At 67.5% G+C, this 17894-nt stretch carries 18 protein-coding genes and 2 pseudogenes; 9 read left to right on the forward strand and 11 right to left on the reverse strand.

What is annotated here, in order from left to right:
• Positions 1–6 precede the first annotated feature (6 nt).
• Positions 7–873, reverse strand: a complete 867-nt coding sequence (rpsB, locus tag G6N33_RS03415; RefSeq protein WP_044513147.1) for a 30S ribosomal protein S2 — start codon at positions 871–873, stop codon at positions 7–9.
• 410 nt (positions 874–1283) lie between these two features.
• Here rpsB and G6N33_RS03420 point away from each other — a divergent pair.
• A pseudogene (locus tag G6N33_RS03420) lies at positions 1284–1700 on the forward strand (M23 family metallopeptidase); the annotation flags it as partial.
• Between the two features lie 225 nt (positions 1701–1925).
• Here G6N33_RS03420 and G6N33_RS03425 read toward each other — a convergent pair.
• The 3 genes from G6N33_RS03425 to G6N33_RS03435 are packed head-to-tail and all read right to left on the reverse strand — an operon-like array spanning position 1926 to position 4908.
• Complete coding sequence (locus G6N33_RS03425; protein ID WP_101528321.1) at positions 1926–2822, reverse strand: tyrosine recombinase XerC; 897 nt, start codon at positions 2820–2822, stop codon at positions 1926–1928.
• A 32-nt stretch (positions 2823–2854) separates the two neighbouring features.
• A complete protein-coding gene (locus tag G6N33_RS03430; protein ID WP_101528322.1) occupies positions 2855–4015 on the reverse strand; it encodes a lactate 2-monooxygenase in 1161 nt (386 codons plus the stop codon).
• Between the two features lie 23 nt (positions 4016–4038).
• Positions 4039–4908 (reverse strand): siderophore-interacting protein, encoded by an 870-nt coding sequence (locus tag G6N33_RS03435; protein ID WP_101528323.1) that lies wholly within the window; start codon positions 4906–4908, stop codon positions 4039–4041.
• 122 nt (positions 4909–5030) lie between these two features.
• On the opposite strand from G6N33_RS03435, the gene G6N33_RS03440 reads away from it, so the two are divergent.
• A complete protein-coding gene (locus G6N33_RS03440; RefSeq protein WP_081662241.1) occupies positions 5031–5846 on the forward strand; it encodes an IclR family transcriptional regulator in 816 nt (271 codons plus the stop codon).
• Positions 5847–5865: 19 nt separating this feature from the next.
• Here the strand turns inward: G6N33_RS03440 and G6N33_RS03445 are convergent, their stop codons facing one another.
• The 4 genes from G6N33_RS03445 to G6N33_RS03460 all read right to left on the reverse strand — a co-directional run bounded on the left by G6N33_RS03445 (position 5866) and on the right by G6N33_RS03460 (position 9933).
• Positions 5866–7062: a PPE family protein gene (locus tag G6N33_RS03445; RefSeq protein ID WP_044510786.1), complete on the reverse strand. Its 1197-nt coding sequence runs from the start codon at positions 7060–7062 to the stop codon at positions 5866–5868.
• Between the two features lie 10 nt (positions 7063–7072).
• The gene (locus tag G6N33_RS03450) at positions 7073–7372 is read right to left on the reverse strand and encodes a PE family protein (protein ID WP_044510784.1); all 300 of its coding nucleotides are present in this window, start codon (positions 7370–7372) and stop codon (positions 7073–7075) included.
• Between the two features lie 73 nt (positions 7373–7445).
• Positions 7446–8534, reverse strand: coding sequence for a PPE family protein (locus tag G6N33_RS03455; protein WP_049919259.1), 1089 nt, complete (start codon positions 8532–8534; stop codon positions 7446–7448).
• 16 nt (positions 8535–8550) lie between these two features.
• Entirely contained in the window at positions 8551–9933 is a 1383-nt protein-coding gene (locus G6N33_RS03460) for an MFS transporter (protein WP_197912993.1), read from the reverse strand.
• Between the two features lie 145 nt (positions 9934–10078).
• Between G6N33_RS03460 and G6N33_RS03465 the strand changes: the two genes are divergently transcribed.
• Both G6N33_RS03465 and G6N33_RS03470 read left to right on the forward strand, forming a co-directional pair.
• Positions 10079–11335 (forward strand): CaiB/BaiF CoA transferase family protein, encoded by a 1257-nt coding sequence (locus tag G6N33_RS03465; protein ID WP_044510783.1) that lies wholly within the window; start codon positions 10079–10081, stop codon positions 11333–11335.
• Complete coding sequence (locus G6N33_RS03470; protein ID WP_101528324.1) at positions 11332–12246, forward strand: hydroxymethylglutaryl-CoA lyase; 915 nt, start codon at positions 11332–11334, stop codon at positions 12244–12246. Before G6N33_RS03465 ends, G6N33_RS03470 begins: the two co-directional genes overlap by 4 nt.
• On the opposite strand, the gene dprA is transcribed toward G6N33_RS03470, so the two are convergent.
• Positions 12239–13384 carry a DNA-processing protein DprA gene (gene dprA / locus G6N33_RS03475; RefSeq protein WP_101528334.1) on the reverse strand — a complete coding sequence of 382 codons (1146 nt, stop codon included), beginning with the start codon at positions 13382–13384 and terminating at the stop codon, positions 12239–12241. The genes G6N33_RS03470 and dprA overlap by 8 nt on opposite strands.
• 8 nt (positions 13385–13392) lie before the next feature.
• A pseudogene (locus G6N33_RS03480) lies at positions 13393–13497 on the reverse strand (hypothetical protein); the annotation flags it as partial.
• Positions 13498–13534: 37 nt separating this feature from the next.
• Here G6N33_RS03480 and G6N33_RS03485 point away from each other — a divergent pair.
• The 5 genes from G6N33_RS03485 (at position 13535) to G6N33_RS27335 (ending at position 17116) form a co-directional block, all read left to right on the forward strand.
• Complete coding sequence (locus tag G6N33_RS03485; protein ID WP_049919258.1) at positions 13535–13810, forward strand: hypothetical protein; 276 nt, start codon at positions 13535–13537, stop codon at positions 13808–13810.
• The gene (locus G6N33_RS03490) at positions 13807–14709 is read left to right on the forward strand and encodes a tyrosine-type recombinase/integrase (RefSeq protein ID WP_231382605.1); all 903 of its coding nucleotides are present in this window, start codon (positions 13807–13809) and stop codon (positions 14707–14709) included. Before G6N33_RS03485 ends, G6N33_RS03490 begins: the two co-directional genes overlap by 4 nt.
• Before the next feature lie 109 nt (positions 14710–14818).
• Positions 14819–15895: a DUF4189 domain-containing protein gene (locus tag G6N33_RS27950; protein WP_408632783.1), complete on the forward strand. Its 1077-nt coding sequence runs from the start codon at positions 14819–14821 to the stop codon at positions 15893–15895.
• 199 nt (positions 15896–16094) lie between these two features.
• Positions 16095–16346: a hypothetical protein gene (locus G6N33_RS27330; protein WP_044510779.1), complete on the forward strand. Its 252-nt coding sequence runs from the start codon at positions 16095–16097 to the stop codon at positions 16344–16346.
• Positions 16343–17116 (forward strand): DUF2188 domain-containing protein, encoded by a 774-nt coding sequence (locus G6N33_RS27335; RefSeq protein ID WP_332107473.1) that lies wholly within the window; start codon positions 16343–16345, stop codon positions 17114–17116. Before G6N33_RS27330 ends, G6N33_RS27335 begins: the two co-directional genes overlap by 4 nt.
• 319 nt (positions 17117–17435) lie before the next feature.
• Here G6N33_RS27335 and G6N33_RS03510 read toward each other — a convergent pair whose 3' ends face one another.
• Positions 17436–17894, reverse strand: a complete 459-nt coding sequence (locus G6N33_RS03510; protein ID WP_044510778.1) for a hypothetical protein — start codon at positions 17892–17894, stop codon at positions 17436–17438.

The following is a 17894-nucleotide window of genomic DNA, read 5'->3' on the forward strand; positions in this document are numbered from 1 at the left end:
GCCTTCCTAAGAGGATTCAGGGGTTGTTTCGGGTGCGCCTCCAGCGGCGTCGGTGGTGGCTGTGGTTGTCGCCGTGGTGCTCGCCCCGGCAGTAGCGGAAGCCAGCAGCTCCTGCTCCCACTCGGCGAGCGGTTCGGCGGTCAGAGAATCCCCAGCCTCGGGCTTGCCGTCGCCGCGCCCCACACCGGCGCGGGCCTGCAGCCCCTCGGCGACCGCGGAGGCGATCACCTTGGTCAGCAGCGCGGCCGAGCGGATGGCGTCGTCGTTGCCCGGGATCGGGTAGTCGACCTCGTCGGGGTCGCAGTTGGTGTCGAGGATCGCGATGACCGGGATGCCCAGCTTGCGGGCCTCGCCGACCGCGATGTGCTCCTTGTTGGTGTCGACGACCCACACCGCCGAGGGCACCTTGGCCATGTCGCGGATACCGCCGAGGCTGCGCTCCAGCTTGTTCTTCTCGCGGGTCAGGCCCAGGATCTCTTTCTTGGTGCGGCCCTCGAAGCCGCCGGTCTGCTCCATCGCCTCGAGTTCCTTGAGGCGCTGCAGCCGCTTGTGCACGGTGGAGAAGTTGGTGAGCATGCCACCCAGCCAACGCTGGTTCACGTACGGCATGCCGACGCGGGTGGCCTCGGCCGCGACGGACTCCTGCGCCTGCTTCTTGGTGCCGACGAACAGCACGGTGCCGCCGTGGGCGACGGTCTCCTTGACGAACTCGTACGCCTTGTCGATGAACGTCAGCGTCTGCTGCAGGTCGATGATGTAGATGCCGTTGCGGTCGGTGAAGATGAACCGCTTCATCTTGGGGTTCCAGCGCCGGGTCTGGTGCCCGAAGTGGGTGCCGCTATCCAGCAGCTGTTTCATGGTCACGACGGCCATGGTGATGCCATTCCTTTGTTTCGGTTGCCGCCCGGCGTCGGGTGAAGCCGGGCCCTGGCGCCTGCTGCGATGCCGGACCCGACCGGGAAACCCGGCCGGGACCTCCCGGCATGCGATTGCGTTCTCCTGGTCGAACTGGGAGACGCGGGGCAGACGCGCGAAGTCAGCCCGCGAACGAGCTGCGTGGAGCAGTTTACACCGATTCAGCTGGTGGTTTTGCACGCCGGTATCCCGGTCGGTGTGCACACCGGCGCGTCCGTGCACAGATCGGGCGTACCCGAGTGGTCGAGTCGCCGGCACCGGGGTGAACTGGGCGGGTGCGGCGGGCGGCGCTGATCCTGGGCTTGGCCCTCGTCCCCGCGCTGACCAGCAGGTTTTGGGCGACGGCGGACCCGGACGGTGTGCAGGCCCGGCTTCAGTGGCCGCTGCGCCCGGCCCCGGCAGTCGTGCGGACGTTCGACGCGCCGTCGCCGAACTGGCAGCCCGGGCATCGCGGCGTGGACCTGGCCGGGCGGGCCGGTGAGCCGGTGTACGCCGCGGGCCGTGCGACCGTCGTGTTCGCCGGACTGCTGGCGGGGCGTCCGGTGGTGTCGCTGGCCCATCCGGGCGGCCTGCGCACCAGCTACGAGCCGGTCCGGCCGGTCGTGCGGGTTGGGCAGCAAGTCACGGCGCAGACGATGCTGGGCGAATTGATGGCCGGGCACGCCGGCTGCCCTGCCGGGGCATGTCTGCACTGGGGCGCGATGTGGGGTCCGGCGTCGGGCGCGGATTACGTCGATCCGCTGGGCCTGCTGGCGGCCACGCCGGTCCGGCTCAAACCGCTGAACGGCTGACCGGCCTTGCTACCGCATTGACCGTGCAATCGCGGCGTTGGGTGTGCAGTCGCGGCGTTGAGAGCGCAGTCGCGGCGTTGGGTGTGCAGTCGCGGCGTTGAGAGTGCAGTCGCGGGGTTGGGTGTGCAGTCGCGGCGTTGAGAGTGCGCTGGCGGCGGCCCGCCTCGGCGTGTCGGCACGCTGGACGCACACCCAACGCCGGTGATGCACACGCAGGCGTCAGGCCCGTGGGTGGGCCTGATCATGCACGGCCCGCAACCGCGACACCGCGACATGGGTGTAGAGCTGGGTGGTGGCCAAGCTCGAATGGCCCAGCAACTCCTGAACCACCCGCAGGTCGGCCCCGCCCTCGAGCAGATGCGTGGCGGCGCTGTGCCGCAGCCCGTGCGGACCCATATCCGGAGCGCCGTCCACCGCCGCGATCGTCTGGTGCACGACGGTTCGGGCCTGCCGCACGTCGAGCCGGCGACCCCGTGCGCCGAGCAGCAGCGCCCGGCCGGACTCCGCGGTCACCAGCGCGGGACGCCCGCCGGCCAGCCAGGCGTGCAACGCGTCAGCGGCCGGCACCCCGAACGGTGCGGTGCGCTGCTTGTTGCCCTTGCCGAGCACCCGCACCACCCGCTGTCCGGTGTCGACATCGTCGACGTCCAGGCCGCACAGCTCGCTGACTCGGATGCCGGTGGCGTAGAGCATCTCGACGATCAGCCGGTCCCGCAGCGCCAGCGGATCTCCTTGCTGGGCGCCGGATTTCGCGGCCGCCATGGCGTCGAGAGCCTGATCCTGGCGCAGCACCGCCGGCAGGGTGCGGTGCGCCTTGGGGACCTGCAGGCGCGCGGCGGGATCCGTCGCCAGCAACCCGCGCCGCAGCGCCCACGCGGTGAACGCCTTGACCGCCGAGGTGCGGCGGGCCAGCGTGGTGCGAGCGGCCCCGGCCACCGCCCCGCTGGACAACCAGGACCGCAGCAGCGGCAGGCTGATCGCGTCGAGACCCGCGCCGTGGCGCTCCAGATAGGCGAACAACGAGCGCAGGTCGCCCAGGTAAGCGCGGCGGGTGTGCGCGGACCGGCCGCACTGCAAATTCAGGTATTCGTCGAACTCGTCGAGGATCGCCTGCACTCGACCACGGTGGCAGCGCGACCCGCTGCTGGTCAGCCGACGCGCCGAAGTGTGTCCGGGGTGAGATCTTTCAGCGTCGGGTAACCGTCGACGGCCATGATGAGGTCCGCCTCGGCGAGCAGGCTGCGCAGCACGTGCACGATGCCGTCGACGCCGCCGAGCGCCAGCCCGTAGGCGTATGGCCGGCCGACGCCCACCGCGGTTGCCCCCAACGCCAGCGCCTTGACGACGTCGGCGCCGCTGCGAATCCCCGAGTCGAACAGCACCGGCAGCCCGTCGGCCGCTTCCACCACGCCCGGCAGGCAGTCCAGTGCGGGCAAGCCGCCGTTGGCCTGCCGACCGCCGTGGGTCGAGCAGTAGATGCCGTCGACACCGCCGTCCCTGGCGCGGCGGGCGTCGTCGGGATGGCAGATGCCCTTGATGATCAGAGGCAGGTCGGTCAGCGATCGCAGCCAGGCCAGGTCGTCCCAGGTCAACGGATTTCCGAACGTCGTAATCCACTGCACGACGGTGCCCTGCGGATCCTCCTCGGGCGGGCGCGCCAGGCCGGCGCGGAAGACCGGATCGCTGGTGTAGTTGCTCAGACAGTGCCCCCGCAGCTGGGGAAAGTTTGCCGTGCTCAGGTCGCGCGGACGCCACCCGGGAATCCAGGTGTCCAGGGTGACGATGATGGCTTTGAAGCCGGCGGCCTCGGCGCGCTGCACGAGGCTGGCGGCCAACTCCCGATCCTTCGGTGTGTACAGCTGAAAGAAGCCGGGGGTGTCGCCGAACTCGGCGGCGACCTGCTCCATCGGGTCGGCGGTCAGGGTGGAAACGACCATCGGGACACCGGTGGCCGCGGCCGCGCGCGCGGTGGCCAGGTCGCCGTGGCCGTCCTGCGCGCAGATGCCGATGACGCCGATCGGCGCCATGAACAGCGGCGACGGCAAGGTCAGGCCGAACAACTCCACGGACAGGTCGCGCTCGGCGGCACCGACGAACATCCGCGGCATCAGGCCCCAGCGATCGAACGCCTCGCGGTTGGCCCGTTGCGTACGCTCATCACCGGCCCCGCCGGTGACGTAGGACCACAGCGACGGCGGCATCGCCCGCTCGGCCCGGGCTTCCAACTCCGCGAACGCCATCGGCAGCGCGGGCGCCACCCCACCCAAGCCCTTGAAATAGATCTCGTTCTGGTAGTCGCCGTATGCCATGCGTAGAGGATGCCAGTCGAGGCTCAGGCCGACGAACTCGCCGACTGCGCCCCGGATTCCAACTGGGCCAGCTCCTTCTTCCACTGCCGGAAGGTTTCTTCGGTGCGGCCGCGTCGCCAGTAGCCGGAGATCGACGACGACCACTTCACGTCGATACCGCGCTCCTTGCGGATGAACGGACGCAGATTGTGCATGACGGTTTGCGCTTCACCATGGATGAACACATGCACCTGCCCGGGCAGCCACAGCGTCGTGGTGACCGCCTCGATCAGTGGCGCGAAGTCGCCGGCGCGGTCCTCGGTCACAAGGTCGGCCCGGCCGCCGCGGTACACCCAGTTCACCTGCATGCCGTCCGGCGCGGTCAACGGGATCTCGTCCTCGGGACTGGCCACTTCGATGAACGTCTTGCCGATTGCGTTGGGCGGCAACGCCTCCAGCGCGGTGGCGATGGCCGGTAGCGCCGACTCGTCGCCGGCCAGCAGATGCCAGTCCGCCGCCGGGTCGGGCGTGTAGGCGCCGCCGGGCCCCATCAGGTAGATCACCTGACCGGGCTGAGCCGACGCCGCCCAGACGCCGGCCACGCCGTGCTCGCCGTGCACGACGATGTCCAGCGAGATTTGGCGAGCGGCGGCGTCGACCTTGCGGACGGTGATGGTCCGCACCGGTGGCCGCTTCTCGGGCGCCAGCATGGAGAAACTGTCCTGGGTCAACGGCTGCGGCAGCGCGGCAACGTCGATGTCGTCGGCGACGAAGACCAGCTTGACGTAGGAATCGGTGAAATTGCTCGGAACAAAGGTGTCGAACTGGTCGCTGCCCAGCGTCACGCGAACCATGTGCGGTGCGATGTGCTGGGTACCGACGACTTCGAAACGTTGAAGGGGTCGACCTGCCACGTGTCCTCCTGTCCAGACCCGGCCCCAGCCGACTATACGAGCCGGGCCGTCGCCGCAGGTCGGCCGCCACCGTGGGTGCGCAAATGCGCCGTGCGATGGGGACAAACCGGGACAATGGAGGGATGAGCGAGGCCGAGAGCTTGGAGATTCCACCGCTGGCGCCGTCGCGGACCCTGTCCGCGGGGATGAAACCGTTGCTGGTCTTGGCGAAGATTCGCGGCATCATGGACGCCTTCACGCTGTCCGAACCCGAATTGACGCTCAGCGAAATCCGCACCCGAACCGGGTACCCGACGTCGACGGTGCAGCGGCTGGTGGCCAACCTGGTGGCCGAGGAGTTCCTCGATCGGGTGGGTGATCGGTTCCGGATCGGTGCGCGGGTCGCCTACTGGGCGGCGCCGGTCGCCAGCAGCATGGGATTGCTCGATGCGGTGACACCGGCGCTGGAATCGCTGCGCGACGCCAGCGGTGAGACGGCGTGCTTCTTCCGTCGTGAGGGACGGTTCCGGGTGTGTGTCGCACTCGCCGAGACGCGGCACGGGATTCGCCGTGAGATGCATATCGGCAAGATCATTCCGCTGCATGTCGGATCGGCGGGCCGGGTCCTGATGGCCTGGGACGACGACGCCCTCAACGAGGTGCTGGGCTCGGCGCTGGCCGAATTCACCGATGCGACGGTCGTCGATCCAGATCTGTTACGCAGCAAGGTCGACGAGACACGGCGGATGGGTTTCGCGATCACCAGCGGCGAACGCGACGAGGGCGCGACGGGTGTGGCGGCCCCGGTGTTCGACTCGCATGGCCATGTGCTGGGCGCGCTGATGATCAGCGGGCCCAGCTTCCGGTTCTCCCCCGAACTCGCCGAACGGTGGGCCGACAACGTCGTGGGGGCCGCCGACCAGGTGACGCGGACTCTGGGCGGCCGGCTGCCCTATTGAGGGCGGGCGCTTGCCGGCGCTACCCGGCGGCGGGTGGGCGGGGGATGACGGTAGGACGCACGCCGTATCGGGGTGTCCTACCGGGGCCTCCGGAGCCTGCCCCGGCCCCGGCGAGCGGCATGCCGCCGAAGACATCCCCGCCAGGTGCGTCCGGGGCTTCCCTGATATTGCTGACCGCCGGCAGCACCGCCCCGTGGGACGGCTGCGCCAGCGTGTTCTCGCCCCAAACCGCCGGAACCGATAACCGACCGACGGTGGCCGCGTGGCCCAAGGCTCCGGCGACCGGAGCCGTGCCACCGGTCAGCCCCAGCCCGAGTGCCGGTGGGCCCACCAGCGCCGGGGCCGCCGCGGCCGCGCTCGCCGCGCCGCCAAGTGCCCCGGTGGTTTTCGCGATCGATGCGAAGGTGTTCGCGATGCCGGCGGAGAAGAAGGGCAGGCCCTCGGTGTTGTAGAACGTGGTGGAAAACGGCGCGTAGAAGGTGAACAGATCACCGAGCCATCCCAGCGGACCCGACGTCAGCGCGTCTTTCACCGGATCTGCCGGTGCGGCAGCCTGCGTACCGCTGGCCAGCTTTCCCAATGTCGACATGATCGTGCTCATCTTGCTGTGCAACGTGTTTTGTGCCGTCCCCGCCGAGGCGCCAGTGGCTGCGGTGACCGCTGCGCTTTGATGGGCCGTACCGGCCGGGTTGGTCGTATGGGGTGCCGAGGTAAACGGTTTGACGGCTGCGCTGTTCGCCGATCGCCCCGCGTAGTTGTACATCGTGGCCGAGTCGGTTGCCCACATCTCCCCGTACTGAGCCTCCAAAGCTGCGATGGCCGCGGTGTTTTGGCCCAGCATGTTGGTGGACAGCAATTGCGTCAGCTTGAGGCGGTTGGCCGCAATCATGGGTGGCGGCACGATCGTGGCATGCGCCGTTTCGAAGGCCGTCGCAGCGGACATGGCCTGGCTGGCCGCGTGCTCAGCCACCGCGGCAGTGGTTCTCATCCATTGCACGTACGGGGCGACGGCCTGGACCATCGACGCCGAGGCCTGCCCTAACCACTCCTCGCTAGACAAGGTGTTCACCACCCTGTCGTAGCCCAGGGCAGCCGAATTGAGCTCAGCGGCAAGGGTATTCCATGCAGAAGCCGCCGCCGTCATCGACGCCGAGCCGGGACCGGCGTACATCAGCCCCGAGTTGACCTCCGGCGTCAACGACCCAAAGTCGAGCATCGTGATCCCCTTAACCAGCTGCGATCGCGTTGGCCGCCTCAGTGGCCGCATATGATCCCGAGCTGAAATCCAAAGCGTTGACAAACATCTCGTGAATTGCCATCGCTTGTGCACTGATCTGCTGATACAGCTGTGCATGGGCGGCAAACTGCGCCGCGGTCAGTATCGACACGTGGTCTGCGGCAGCGGGAATCACCCCCGTGGTCGGTGCCGCGGCCGCCGCATTCTGAGCCGCAAGTGCAGAGCCGATGGTCCGCAATGCGCCAGCCGCTGCCGTCAACGCTTCGGGTTGCGCAGTAACAAAGGACATTTGATCTCCTTACTCGATAACTTTCGGGTTCACTAAGCGCTTTGGTGTTCGAATGGTGTTTCGACCCGTGTCGTTACCCGGCCGATGGTGGACGAGCAATGAATCGGGGGCGAAACCCGTACTCGCGGGGCGGCAAGCCGCCGCGGTCACGTCTGCCGCGAGCCGGCGCTAGCTGGCGCAGCAGCGCCTCCGGTCCGTTCGACGGACCGCCAGCACCCTCGGCGCTGATCGCCTGGACGAGGGACTGCTCTGCTGCCTTGGGCGCTGTCGCGGACCAGGTCGGCGGAACCGATAGCGAACCGACCTTGGTCGACGAAGCCAAGTTTGCCGAGATCAGCCCGCCACCGAGGCTGATCGGCGCCGCGAGGGCAGGCGTTGCGGATAAGCCCACCGCGGCCCCGGCGGCCAGATGCTCGGGCCACAGCACCCCGATCTGCGAGAAAATCAGCGACCCCACGTAGATCATCGGCCAGTAGATGACGTCCAGCGGACCGAATAGCAGTCCTTTTACCTGACTGGACAGGCTGTTGACGATGTCGTTGAGCGATGACTGCGTCGCCGGCGGTGCGCCGGTCCCCTCCGCTGCGGCGACGGCCTTGGCGACCGCAGCTTGCTGTTGGGCCAGTCCGGCTTGGTCGGTGTTGCGCTGTGGCTCGACGAACGGGACGAGCTGTGCGGCCGTCGTCGCCAAGCCGGCATAACCGTTCATGGCGGCGGCGTCCTGGGCCCACATCTCGGCATAGGCGGCCTCGGTGGCCGCGATGGCCGCGGTGTTCTGACCGAAAAAGTTGGTCGCGATGAGCATCAACAGCTGGGCGCGGTTCTCGGCGACTACCGGAGGGGGGATGGTCATCGTAAAGGCCGTATCGAAGGCCGACGCAACGGCTTTGGCTTGCGCGCTGGTCTGTTCGGCCAACGCCGCGGCGGCGCTGAGCCAGGAGATGTAGGGCGTGGCGGCGGCCAGCATGGATCGCGATGCCGGGCCGAACCAGGACGAGCTGGTCAGCTCGGCTGTCACCGACGCATAGTCGGCCGCGCTCGAGGACAACTCGGCCGCCAGGTAATCCCAGGCGGCGGCCGCGGCCATCATGGGTCCCGGCCCGGCACCGGCGTACATCCGGCCCGAGTTGATCTCCGGCGGCAGTGCCCCGAAATCGATCACCGTTGCTCCTGGGCCGTCATACCGGGTTGATTTCTTCGAGACTGCGGCGCGAGGTCCGCGGACCCAACGTCAGGACGGCGGCGATGACAACGGCCATCGCGGTTGCCACCACGGTGAACATCGCACCCGCACCGTGACGGTCGAGGATCGGGATGAGAACGAAAGGCGCTGCGGCACTGGATAATCGGGATAACGAGTAGGTCCAGCCCACCGCGGTGGCGCGCACACTCGTGGGGAAGATCTCCGCCTGGTACACGTGGTAGACATTGGAGAAGACGTTGCTGGTGGCGGTGGTCAAGAAGCCGAAGAACACGATCGCCACGACCGACGACTGCGTCGCGAACAGCAGGCCGAACCCGGCGATGGCGACAACCGAGCCGACGAGCAGGAACTTGCGCTCGAATCTGGCCAGCAGCGGAATGGCCATCAGCGAGCCGATGGGATAGCCGAGGAACGACAGCGCGCTGAACAACATCGACGAGGTGACGGTGTAGCCGCGATTGACGAGAACCAGCGCGGCCAGGGTGCCGAACCCGTAGTAGCCGTACGTCTGAAACAGGTGGAAGACCGTCAGCATCGCCACCCGGCGGTTGTATGGGGCACGGCGCAGCAGCGCCGCTCCCCGTTGGGTTGGCCTGCCGATGCCGGCGTGGGAGTCGTCGGGCGCAGCAGCGATTCGCGCCGCGGGCACATGAGACCCGGCGGCGAACGTATTCAAGGCGTGCTGCGCCTCCTCGAGGCGTCCGGCATCGGCCAGCCAGCGGGGCGACTCCACGAGCCAGCGATTGAGGGCGAACACGATGACCGCGCCGCCCGCGCCCAGTGCCAGCAGCCAGCGCCACCCCGCCACGCCGAGCGGCGAGTGCTGGGTCAACCACCACGCCAGAAAAGCGACGAAGGGTACGGCGAGAAACGAACACGTGTAGGCGTAGGAGGCCAGCCTGCCCCGGTGTTCCTTGGGCAAGACGTCGGCAAGGTAGGAGTCGGCGACCGGATAGACGGCGCCGATGCCCACCCCGGCCAGGAATCGCGCGAGCACCAGCAGCGCTGGAGACGGCGCGAACGCGCCGGCCAGTGAGCACGCCGAAAACCAGCTGAGGCCGACCAGGAATGCCTTGCGGCGACCCATCCGATCGGCGAGGCGGCCGAAAAACGCTGCGCCGAAGAACATTCCGACGAACGATGACGCCAGTACCAGCTTGAGCGCGGTGCCCCGCACCCCGAAGTCGTGGCTGAGCGTGGCACTCATGGTGCTGGACAAGAAGATTTCGTAAATCTCGAAGAACAGTCCGAGCCCGACCGCGGCGACCACCTTGCGGTGCACCGCGCCCACCGGCAGACGGTCCAGTTGGGCGCCCACGGAGCTTTCGCTCCCGGTCCTAGTCGGTGCTGTGGTCATGCCGCCCTCTCGTCGTCGAGAGCCCGCCGTGCGGGGCGGGTCTACAAAGTGGGTTGTCATCCGCATTGTGAGCAAGACGACAAGACCCGACTGTAGCGGGTCACATCACGGGATGGAAGAGTCATTTGCCATATTGTGGGTCTGAATGCACGATGTGGTTTATAGGAGGCGTTTAGTGAACGAAGCCAAGGGACCGCTCGACCGGATACGCGTCCTCGAGCTGGGCAATTACATTGCGGCGCCCACCGCGGGACGGTTGCTGGCCGATTTCGGTGCCGAGGTGATCAAGGTCGAGCGGCCGGTCACCGGCGACGAGCTGCGGACGTGGCGGCTCTACTCGGGCACGACCTCGATGCTGTTCCGCACCATCAACCGCAACAAGAAGTCCGTGGTGGTCGACCTGAAGAGCGAATACGGGCAGTCGAGGGTCCGCGAGTTGTCCCGTGGCTGCGACATCGTGCTGGAGAACTTCCGGCCGGGCACCCTAGAGCGCTGGGGCATTGGCCCGGCCGAGCTCTGCGCGGAGAATCCCGACCTGATCTTCGTCCGGGTCTCGGCCTACGGGCAGACCGGACCGCGCCGGCACGAACCGGGTTTCGCCGCGGTGGCCGAAGCAATGGCAGGTCTGCGTGCGCTCACCGGGGAACCGGACCGTCCGCCGGCACGCACGGGCGTGTCCATCGGCGACTCCATCGCCGGCATCTATGCCGCCTTCGGGGCGCTCGTCGCCTTGCACCGACGCCAAAGAGACCGGGTGGCAGGGCGATTGACGCCGATTGCCGACCGCACCGTGGACGTCGCGCTGACCGAGGCGATCTTCTCGGTGATGGAATCCCTGCTGCCCGAGTACGACGCGTATCAGCTCACCCGGACTCGTACCGGCGGCCGCATGGAGGGGATCGCACCCTCGAATGCCTACCGGTGCGCCGACGACCGCTGGGTGGTGATTGCCGGCAACGGCGACAGTATCTACCGCCGGTTCATGAACCTGATCGGCCGGCCGGACTTGGCCGATAGCCCGCGCCTGACCAACAACGCCCAGCGCTGGCAGGCCCGCGACGAGCTCGACGAGGCGATCAGCGCGTGGACCACCACCAGGGCCGCGCACGAAGCACTTTCGGCGCTGGAAGCCGCCGGGGTGCCGGCCGGGCCGATCAACACCGCCGCCGACATCAAGACCGACGAACAGTTCCTGGCCCGCGGCATGATCCAGCACCTGCCCGTGTCGACCGGCACCGAGGTGTTGCCCGACGTGGCGTTCCCGGGCATCGTGCCCCGCATCGGCGACGGCGCGGCGGCGATCCGCAGCCTGGGACCGGACCTCGGCGAGCACACCGAAGAGATCCTCGGCGCGCTGCCGCACGACCTTCGCACGTTCGACATCAAGGAGGTGGTCCGATGACGACCCCGGTGCGGTTACGCGATGTGACCCTGCGTGACGGTTTGCAACTCACCGGCAAACTGCTCGACACGGACACAAAGGTGAGGCTGGCACGCGTCCTGCTCGATGCCGGTATCGACGAGCTGGAGATCGGGGCCATGGCCCGTCCCGACCTAGTGCCGCCGATGGCCAATACCATCGAGGTCATCACGGCGCTGACACCCGAAGAGCGGCAACGCTGTTGGGTGTGGACGGCTACCCCACGCGGCATCGCCCGGGCGGTCGAGGCCGGTGCGCAGAACTTGGAGTACTGCCTGTCGGTCAGCGATGCGCACAACCGCGCCAATGTGGGGCGTACTACCGCGCAGAGCATGGCGGTACTGCCCGAGGCCGTCGACATCGCGGCGCTGGGCGGCGCGCGACTGCAGCTCACCCTGGCGACCGCCTTCACTTGTCCGTATCGCGGCGCAGTCGACCCGCAGCGCGTCGTCGACTTGGTCGGCGATAGCCACACGGCGGGCATCACCAGTGTGGCGCTGTGTGACACCCTGGGCCAAGCCACGCCCGACCAAGTGCGACAACTGATTTCGCGGGTACGCGAGGTGGCGCCCGAGCACGAGATCGTCTTCCACGGGCACGACACCTGGGGGTTGGGGGTGGCCAACACCATGGCGGCGATCCAGGCCGGGGCCGCCATGGTCGACGGCGCGCTCGGCGGCCTGGGCGGTTGTCCGTTCGCTCCGGGAGCCAGCGGTAACACCTCGACCGAAGACCTCCTGTTTGCCCTGCAACCTTCGTGGCTCACACCCGCGGTGTTCTCCGACATCGTCACGGCCGGCGGGCAGATCCTCGCCCGGCTCGGCGAGCCGAACCGGTCCCGGGCCGCCGAGGGTGCACGGTCGACGACGGACGTGTTTCCCTGGGTCACCTAGGCCGTCCCGCCGGAGCACCACGGGCCCGCACGATGCGCCATCGCCCGCCGTCGCGTTCGGTCAGCCCGCTCAGCTCGAGGATCGCCAACGGGCCGAGCACCTGCTCGGGCATCAGGCCCGCGGCGACGGCGACCTCGTCGACCGAGACCGCGCCGCGACCAGGGAGCGCCTCGTAGACCAGGCGCTCGGACTCGCCCAGCTTGTCCAGCTCCGTGACGGGGCGCTCCTCCTCGCCGGCGAGCTCACCGATGCGCCCGACCAGCTCGACGATGTCGTCGGCGCGGGTAATCAACTCGGCGCCGTCGCGCAGCAGCGCATGGCATCCCGCCGACGCCGACGAGGTGATGGGCCCGGGCACCGCGGCCACCACCCGACCGAGCGCACGGGCCCAGGCCGCGGTATTCGCCGCGCCGCTGCGTAGGCCCGCTTCCACCACCACGGCGGCCCCGGCGACGGCGGCGACCAGGCGATTGCGGGTCAGAAACCGGTACCGGGCCGGACGGGTTCCGGGCGGATACTCGCTGAACAGCAATCCGTGCTGGCCGATGCGGTGCAGCAGCGCCGAATGGCCTGCCGGATAAGGGATGTCGATGCCGCCCGCTAGCACTGCCACGGTGATGCCCTCGCACTGCAGCGCCGCGCGATGTGCGGCACCGTCGATACCGTAGGCGCCGCCGGAAACCACCGCAACGTCGCGCTCCACCAATCCGGCCGCCAGATCCCCGGCGACGTGCTCGCCGTAGGTGGTGGCCGCCCGGGTACCGACCAGCGCGGCCGCGCGCGGTGTCACCTCGTCGAGGCCCGCCGGGCCTAGCGCCCACAGCACCAGCGGCGGCGCGCCCTGCGGCCTGCCCCCGACACCGGCGAACGCCGAAAAGGCGGTGGTGGGCCACTCCGGGCAATCGGGGGTAAGCAACCGGCCGCCGCGCCGGGCGAGCACCTCGAGATCGGCTGCGGCGCGGTCGATGTCCCGCCTGGCCGCGGTACGCCGGCCGAGCTCGTCGCTGACCAGTCCGCGCCGCACCCGCTCGGCCGCTTCCACCGGGCCGACGCATTGCACCAGCACGGCGAGTGGCGGGCACGGCGGTTCGGCGACGCGCGAAAGGTATGCCCAGGCCCGGGCCGTCGGATCGTCGATGGCCGCGCTCATCGGTGCGCTCCGAACTGCCGAAAGCTCAACGCCGCGGCGACCTCGTCGGGGCCGGGCGAGGTCCGGCCCGCCAAGTCGGCCAGGCTCCACGCGACAACAAGCCCAACAAAGTCGCATATGTCGAAAGGACTCAGCCCCATGACGACTCCTAGTACAGCCTTCGATGACATCGTTGCCGCCTTCCATCAACATCCGCCTTGCGAGATGCCCGGCGCTGCTGGGGACACCTGCCGGCGGCCCGCGCGCTGGCGCGTGGACCTGCACGGCTGCGAGCAGGTGCTCATGTGCACGCAGCACAAAAACACCTGGATAGGCGCCCGCCGGGCCGACGAGCAGGCAGGTCAGCCTCGCTGCACACACTGTGGTCGGGTGTTCGAGAGCCTCGACGCGGCGGTCACGGTGGTGGCGATATGAGCGCGGTTAAACACCTAGCCTTGGTGCCTGACGTCGGCGTCGGAGACGATGGCCGCGGCCTGTCTGCACTGGAGCAGTGGGAGCTGTACATGCGGGGAGCCGGCCGCTCGAACCGCACGATCACCGAGACGATCGGCGTTCTGCGCCGGCTAGAGAAGTACGCGGGTTGCCGCCTGGAAGCGGTCGGGCCCCTCGACATCGCACGGTTTTTAGGCAGGTCAAGGCTCAAGCAAAACAGCCGCGCAGCCTATTTCGGGTACATCCACAGCTTCTACCGCTGGTGGGGCGAAAACGGCGGGGCGAACACCGCTGCCAACCTAAAGCGCCCCAAGGCCCCAAAAGGTGTGCCCCGTCCCATCACCGACGAGCAGCTGCAGAAGCTACTCACGGTGAGGATGCACCGGCGCACGCGGGTGATGATCCTGCTCGCGGCATTCGCCGGGCTGAGAGTCCACGAAATCGCCAAGGTCCGCGGTGAGGACGTCGACCCCATCGCCCGCACCATCCGCGTCACCGGCAAAGGCAACGTCACCGCGCAACTACCGCTGCACCCGTTGCTCGTAGAGGCCGCCAAGGGGATGCCGCGGCGGGGTTGGTGGTTTCCGGCGAACTCGCGGCGCCTTGGACAGCCGATCCGGTCGCGGAGCGTAGCCGACATCATCGGCAACGCCATGGATCGCGCCGGCATACCGGGAGGCACCGCACACCGGTTACGCCACTGGTACGGCACAGCGCTAGTCAACCGCGGGACCGACCTGCGAACGACCCAGACCCTGATGCGCCACGCCCAGCTGAATACAACGGCGATCTACGTTCAGGTCTCCAACCCCAAGCACGCCGAAGCGATCGGTCGACTCGACCCGTTCGGTGAAGTGGGCGGCTCCGATGAACACGGCTAACCAGCCCTGCGAAAGGGTGTCGACGGCCGTGGACACCCTTTGCACCGTCGAGGGGGTGCGCCAGACGCACACCCTTTTCGCCGACTGCCAGACACACACTCCCCATCGGATGCACAATGCCAGTGCCGACCAGGAGGTGCGTGTGACTTCCGATGCTGATGACGCAGTCGCGCCCGACGCCACCTACGCGCCGATAACCGCTAAACATCGTCCCGAGACGACCGCGACAGCCGCGGGGACATCACACGGCGCGGGAGACGCACAGACCGAATTCGTGCCGCCCGCGCCCGCCCCCGCGCCTGAGCACGCTTGGTCGGAAGAAGAACCCGTCAGCGAAACATTGCCGCGGCCCTGGCGTTCAGCGTGGGTGTACGCGGGCGCCGGACTGCTAAGTGCTGTTGTCGTCGCGTTCGCCATCTTTGGTGCGGTCGCGATAGTCCGTGGAAACCACGGCAGCGGACCAACGATCCCGGCACCGCAGGTGGCTCAAGCCGCGGCGCCGCCGCCCGCGTCTCCACCCAACCCGCGGGCGGCGAGCCCCGACGACGACGAGTTCGTGGCGATTGCCATTTCACCCCGCTCACTCGGCACCTCCCAAGGCGGTGTCGCCTTCGGGACTTCCGGCACGCAGGACCACGCCAACCAGATCGCACTTGGCGAGTGCCGCGCCGGCACAGGATACGACGATTGCATGCTGGTTGGAGTCGGCATGTTCCATGGCTGCATCGGCGTCGCAGTCGGTTTCGGTAACAACGCACACGCCTGGGCGTCGGGCTCCGGCGTTGACAGCGACACCGCGCGCGCAGCTGCAGTTAGCCGACTAGGTGGTTCAGCGAACTTCGTGTACTCCCAATGCTCGGACCCTCCCGGCATCATTCGGGTACCAACCACCGCCCCGACAGCGCCGGAACCGAAAACATCGTCTGCACCGCCGATGGCCCACGGAGTGTCCATCGGTGAGTCGTGTGACCCCACAGGGCCTGAGTTCGGCTACGCGACCGACGGGTCAGTGCTCGTGTGCCCCTCGTTCGGTAGGTGGGCGCAAACCATCGGATGGTCCGGTGTACAGGAAATCGGCGCGCCGTGTCCCGGTGGTGCGGGCTCGGCGGTATCCCCCAGTGGACTCGGCCTCGTGTGCGTAACCTCTACGCGCTCGGGGATGAACTCGTGGCAGCCCGGGCCATGAGTGACGACGATTACTGCCCGGAATGCGGCTGCCCCGAAAACGAACACGACAAGGACGGCTGCCACGCCCTCGATCTTCCGGAACTTGGGCTGACTTTGGATTGCAAGTGCACGCGACACCAACATGCGGAACGCCAAAACCCTTGACTACGTCTAGCATTAATTGTTACTCTTGACAATCCGCAAGAGAAACGGGGATCATGAACAGCGACATCACCGACATCGCGAAGTGGGCGAAGTCGCAAGCATGGCGGGTCGAGGACGACTCGAAGGGTTACACGCGTTTCTACGATCGGAACGGGAACTACATCGCCAGCTATCCGGCAACACCGAGCAATCCCTACCGCCGCCGCCGTGACCTCCTCGTGGGCTTGAAGAGAGCGGGGCTGCCGTGGCCCGCCCCAAGCAAGAAAGAACAACGATCCGGACGCCAGAAAGGGGGACCGAAATGATGGGTTGGGTGATCACTTTTACTTTTGACGACGACCCGTCGATGGAATCGATGGACGCGTGGGAAGCAGAACTCGAGCCGTTCGACGCCTCCGTTGCGCGTGTGCCTGGGCGCGGTGTCGCTGTCACGATGTACGCGCCGGACGGACTGGACATGCTCGAGGCGATGTACAAGCTGCAGGCTGAGGTGGTTTCAGTGGTGCATGCTCCGCTGATCGGTTTGCAGGTCATGACAGAAGCTGATTACCAGCAGGCAGCTGAGGCGCCGACCATGCCTGAGTTGATGTCAGCCGCTGAGATCGCCGACGAGTTGGACGTTTCCCGCCAACGAGTGCATCAACTCCGCGGCATGGCGGGTTTCCCAGCGCCGTTGGCGGACCTGCGTGGTGGCGCGGTCTGGGATGCGGCAGCTGTGCGGCAGTTCCACAAATCGTGGGTGCGGCGACCGGGACGCCCGCGGAGCGAGAACACCGGCCACCGTCTTGCAGCAATTCGCCGCGTAGACCTGGCGACTGCACTCAAGGAGGTAACGATGGCAGGGCCGAACAGTCGAGAGGTTGTTCCGAATCCCGACGGCGGTTGGGATGTGAAGAAGCCCGGGGCGAGCCGCGCTAGCGCTCACTACGACAGGCAATCCGACGCTGTCGACCGAGCACGGCAAATCCTGGGCAACGACGGCGGCGGTGAGCTGCGGATCCATGGCCAAGATGGCAAAATTCGCGCCTCCGACACCATCGCCCCTGGCAACGACCCGTATCCGCCGAAGGGCTAAGTTAGAGCGGTCAATCGGCAGACCGCCGGGTGGTCGGCGCGCCACAGCACGATCTGTGCTTCGACGGAAGCCGAGTCGTTCGGTGGCGTGCATGTTTGGTCACCGCATGCTGCGCAGCGCCCCACACCGATGTACCAGGTTGTGTCGGAGCCGACAATGTTCTCTCTGCTTACGGTGATCACTGCAAGCGCGATCGTTCTGCCCGCCGCGTGGATGCCGTCAAGGACGTCGTCTATCGGTACGCGTTTCGTTTGGGTGGCCACAGCACCAATCTTTCAATCACCCGTCGTCGGGGTGCGGAGGTGTACAGCGCGCCCCGCTAGCCGTCGAGGTTGATTCCGTCGGCCAGCCTCTGTCGCCGATCCTGCTCCGCCACACGCGCGGCGTAATCCTCGGCTTTCCGGTTTGCCGCCTCTACAGCGCGCTTCCGGTATTCCTCACCCCCGGCGGCGATCCTGACGACTACGTCCTTGAGCGAGTCGAGGTGTTCACGGACTAGCTCAATAGTCGTTTGCAAGACGACCAAGGACGTGGCGTCTGAGCTGACAGTGACGGCGCCAGCCGCGCTTGCCATGGGCCTACCTAGCCCTTTGATGAAGTCAATCTCGCCAGGTGCGAGACCGCGAGAGAACGGCAACAACACATCGTATGTGTGGGCATCGGTTTGCTCGACAATAGGATTCCCAACGAGTTTCAGTTCCTCGGCGGGAGCGTCCAGGTTGGGTTCCGACATTTCTCTCTTTCCGATCGGTGGGGCTGCGGTGAGTATGTCGACCAT

Origin of the sequence: Mycobacterium simiae (genome assembly GCF_010727605.1) — a bacterium.
In the GTDB taxonomy this organism is placed as follows: domain Bacteria; phylum Actinomycetota; class Actinomycetes; order Mycobacteriales; family Mycobacteriaceae; genus Mycobacterium; species Mycobacterium simiae.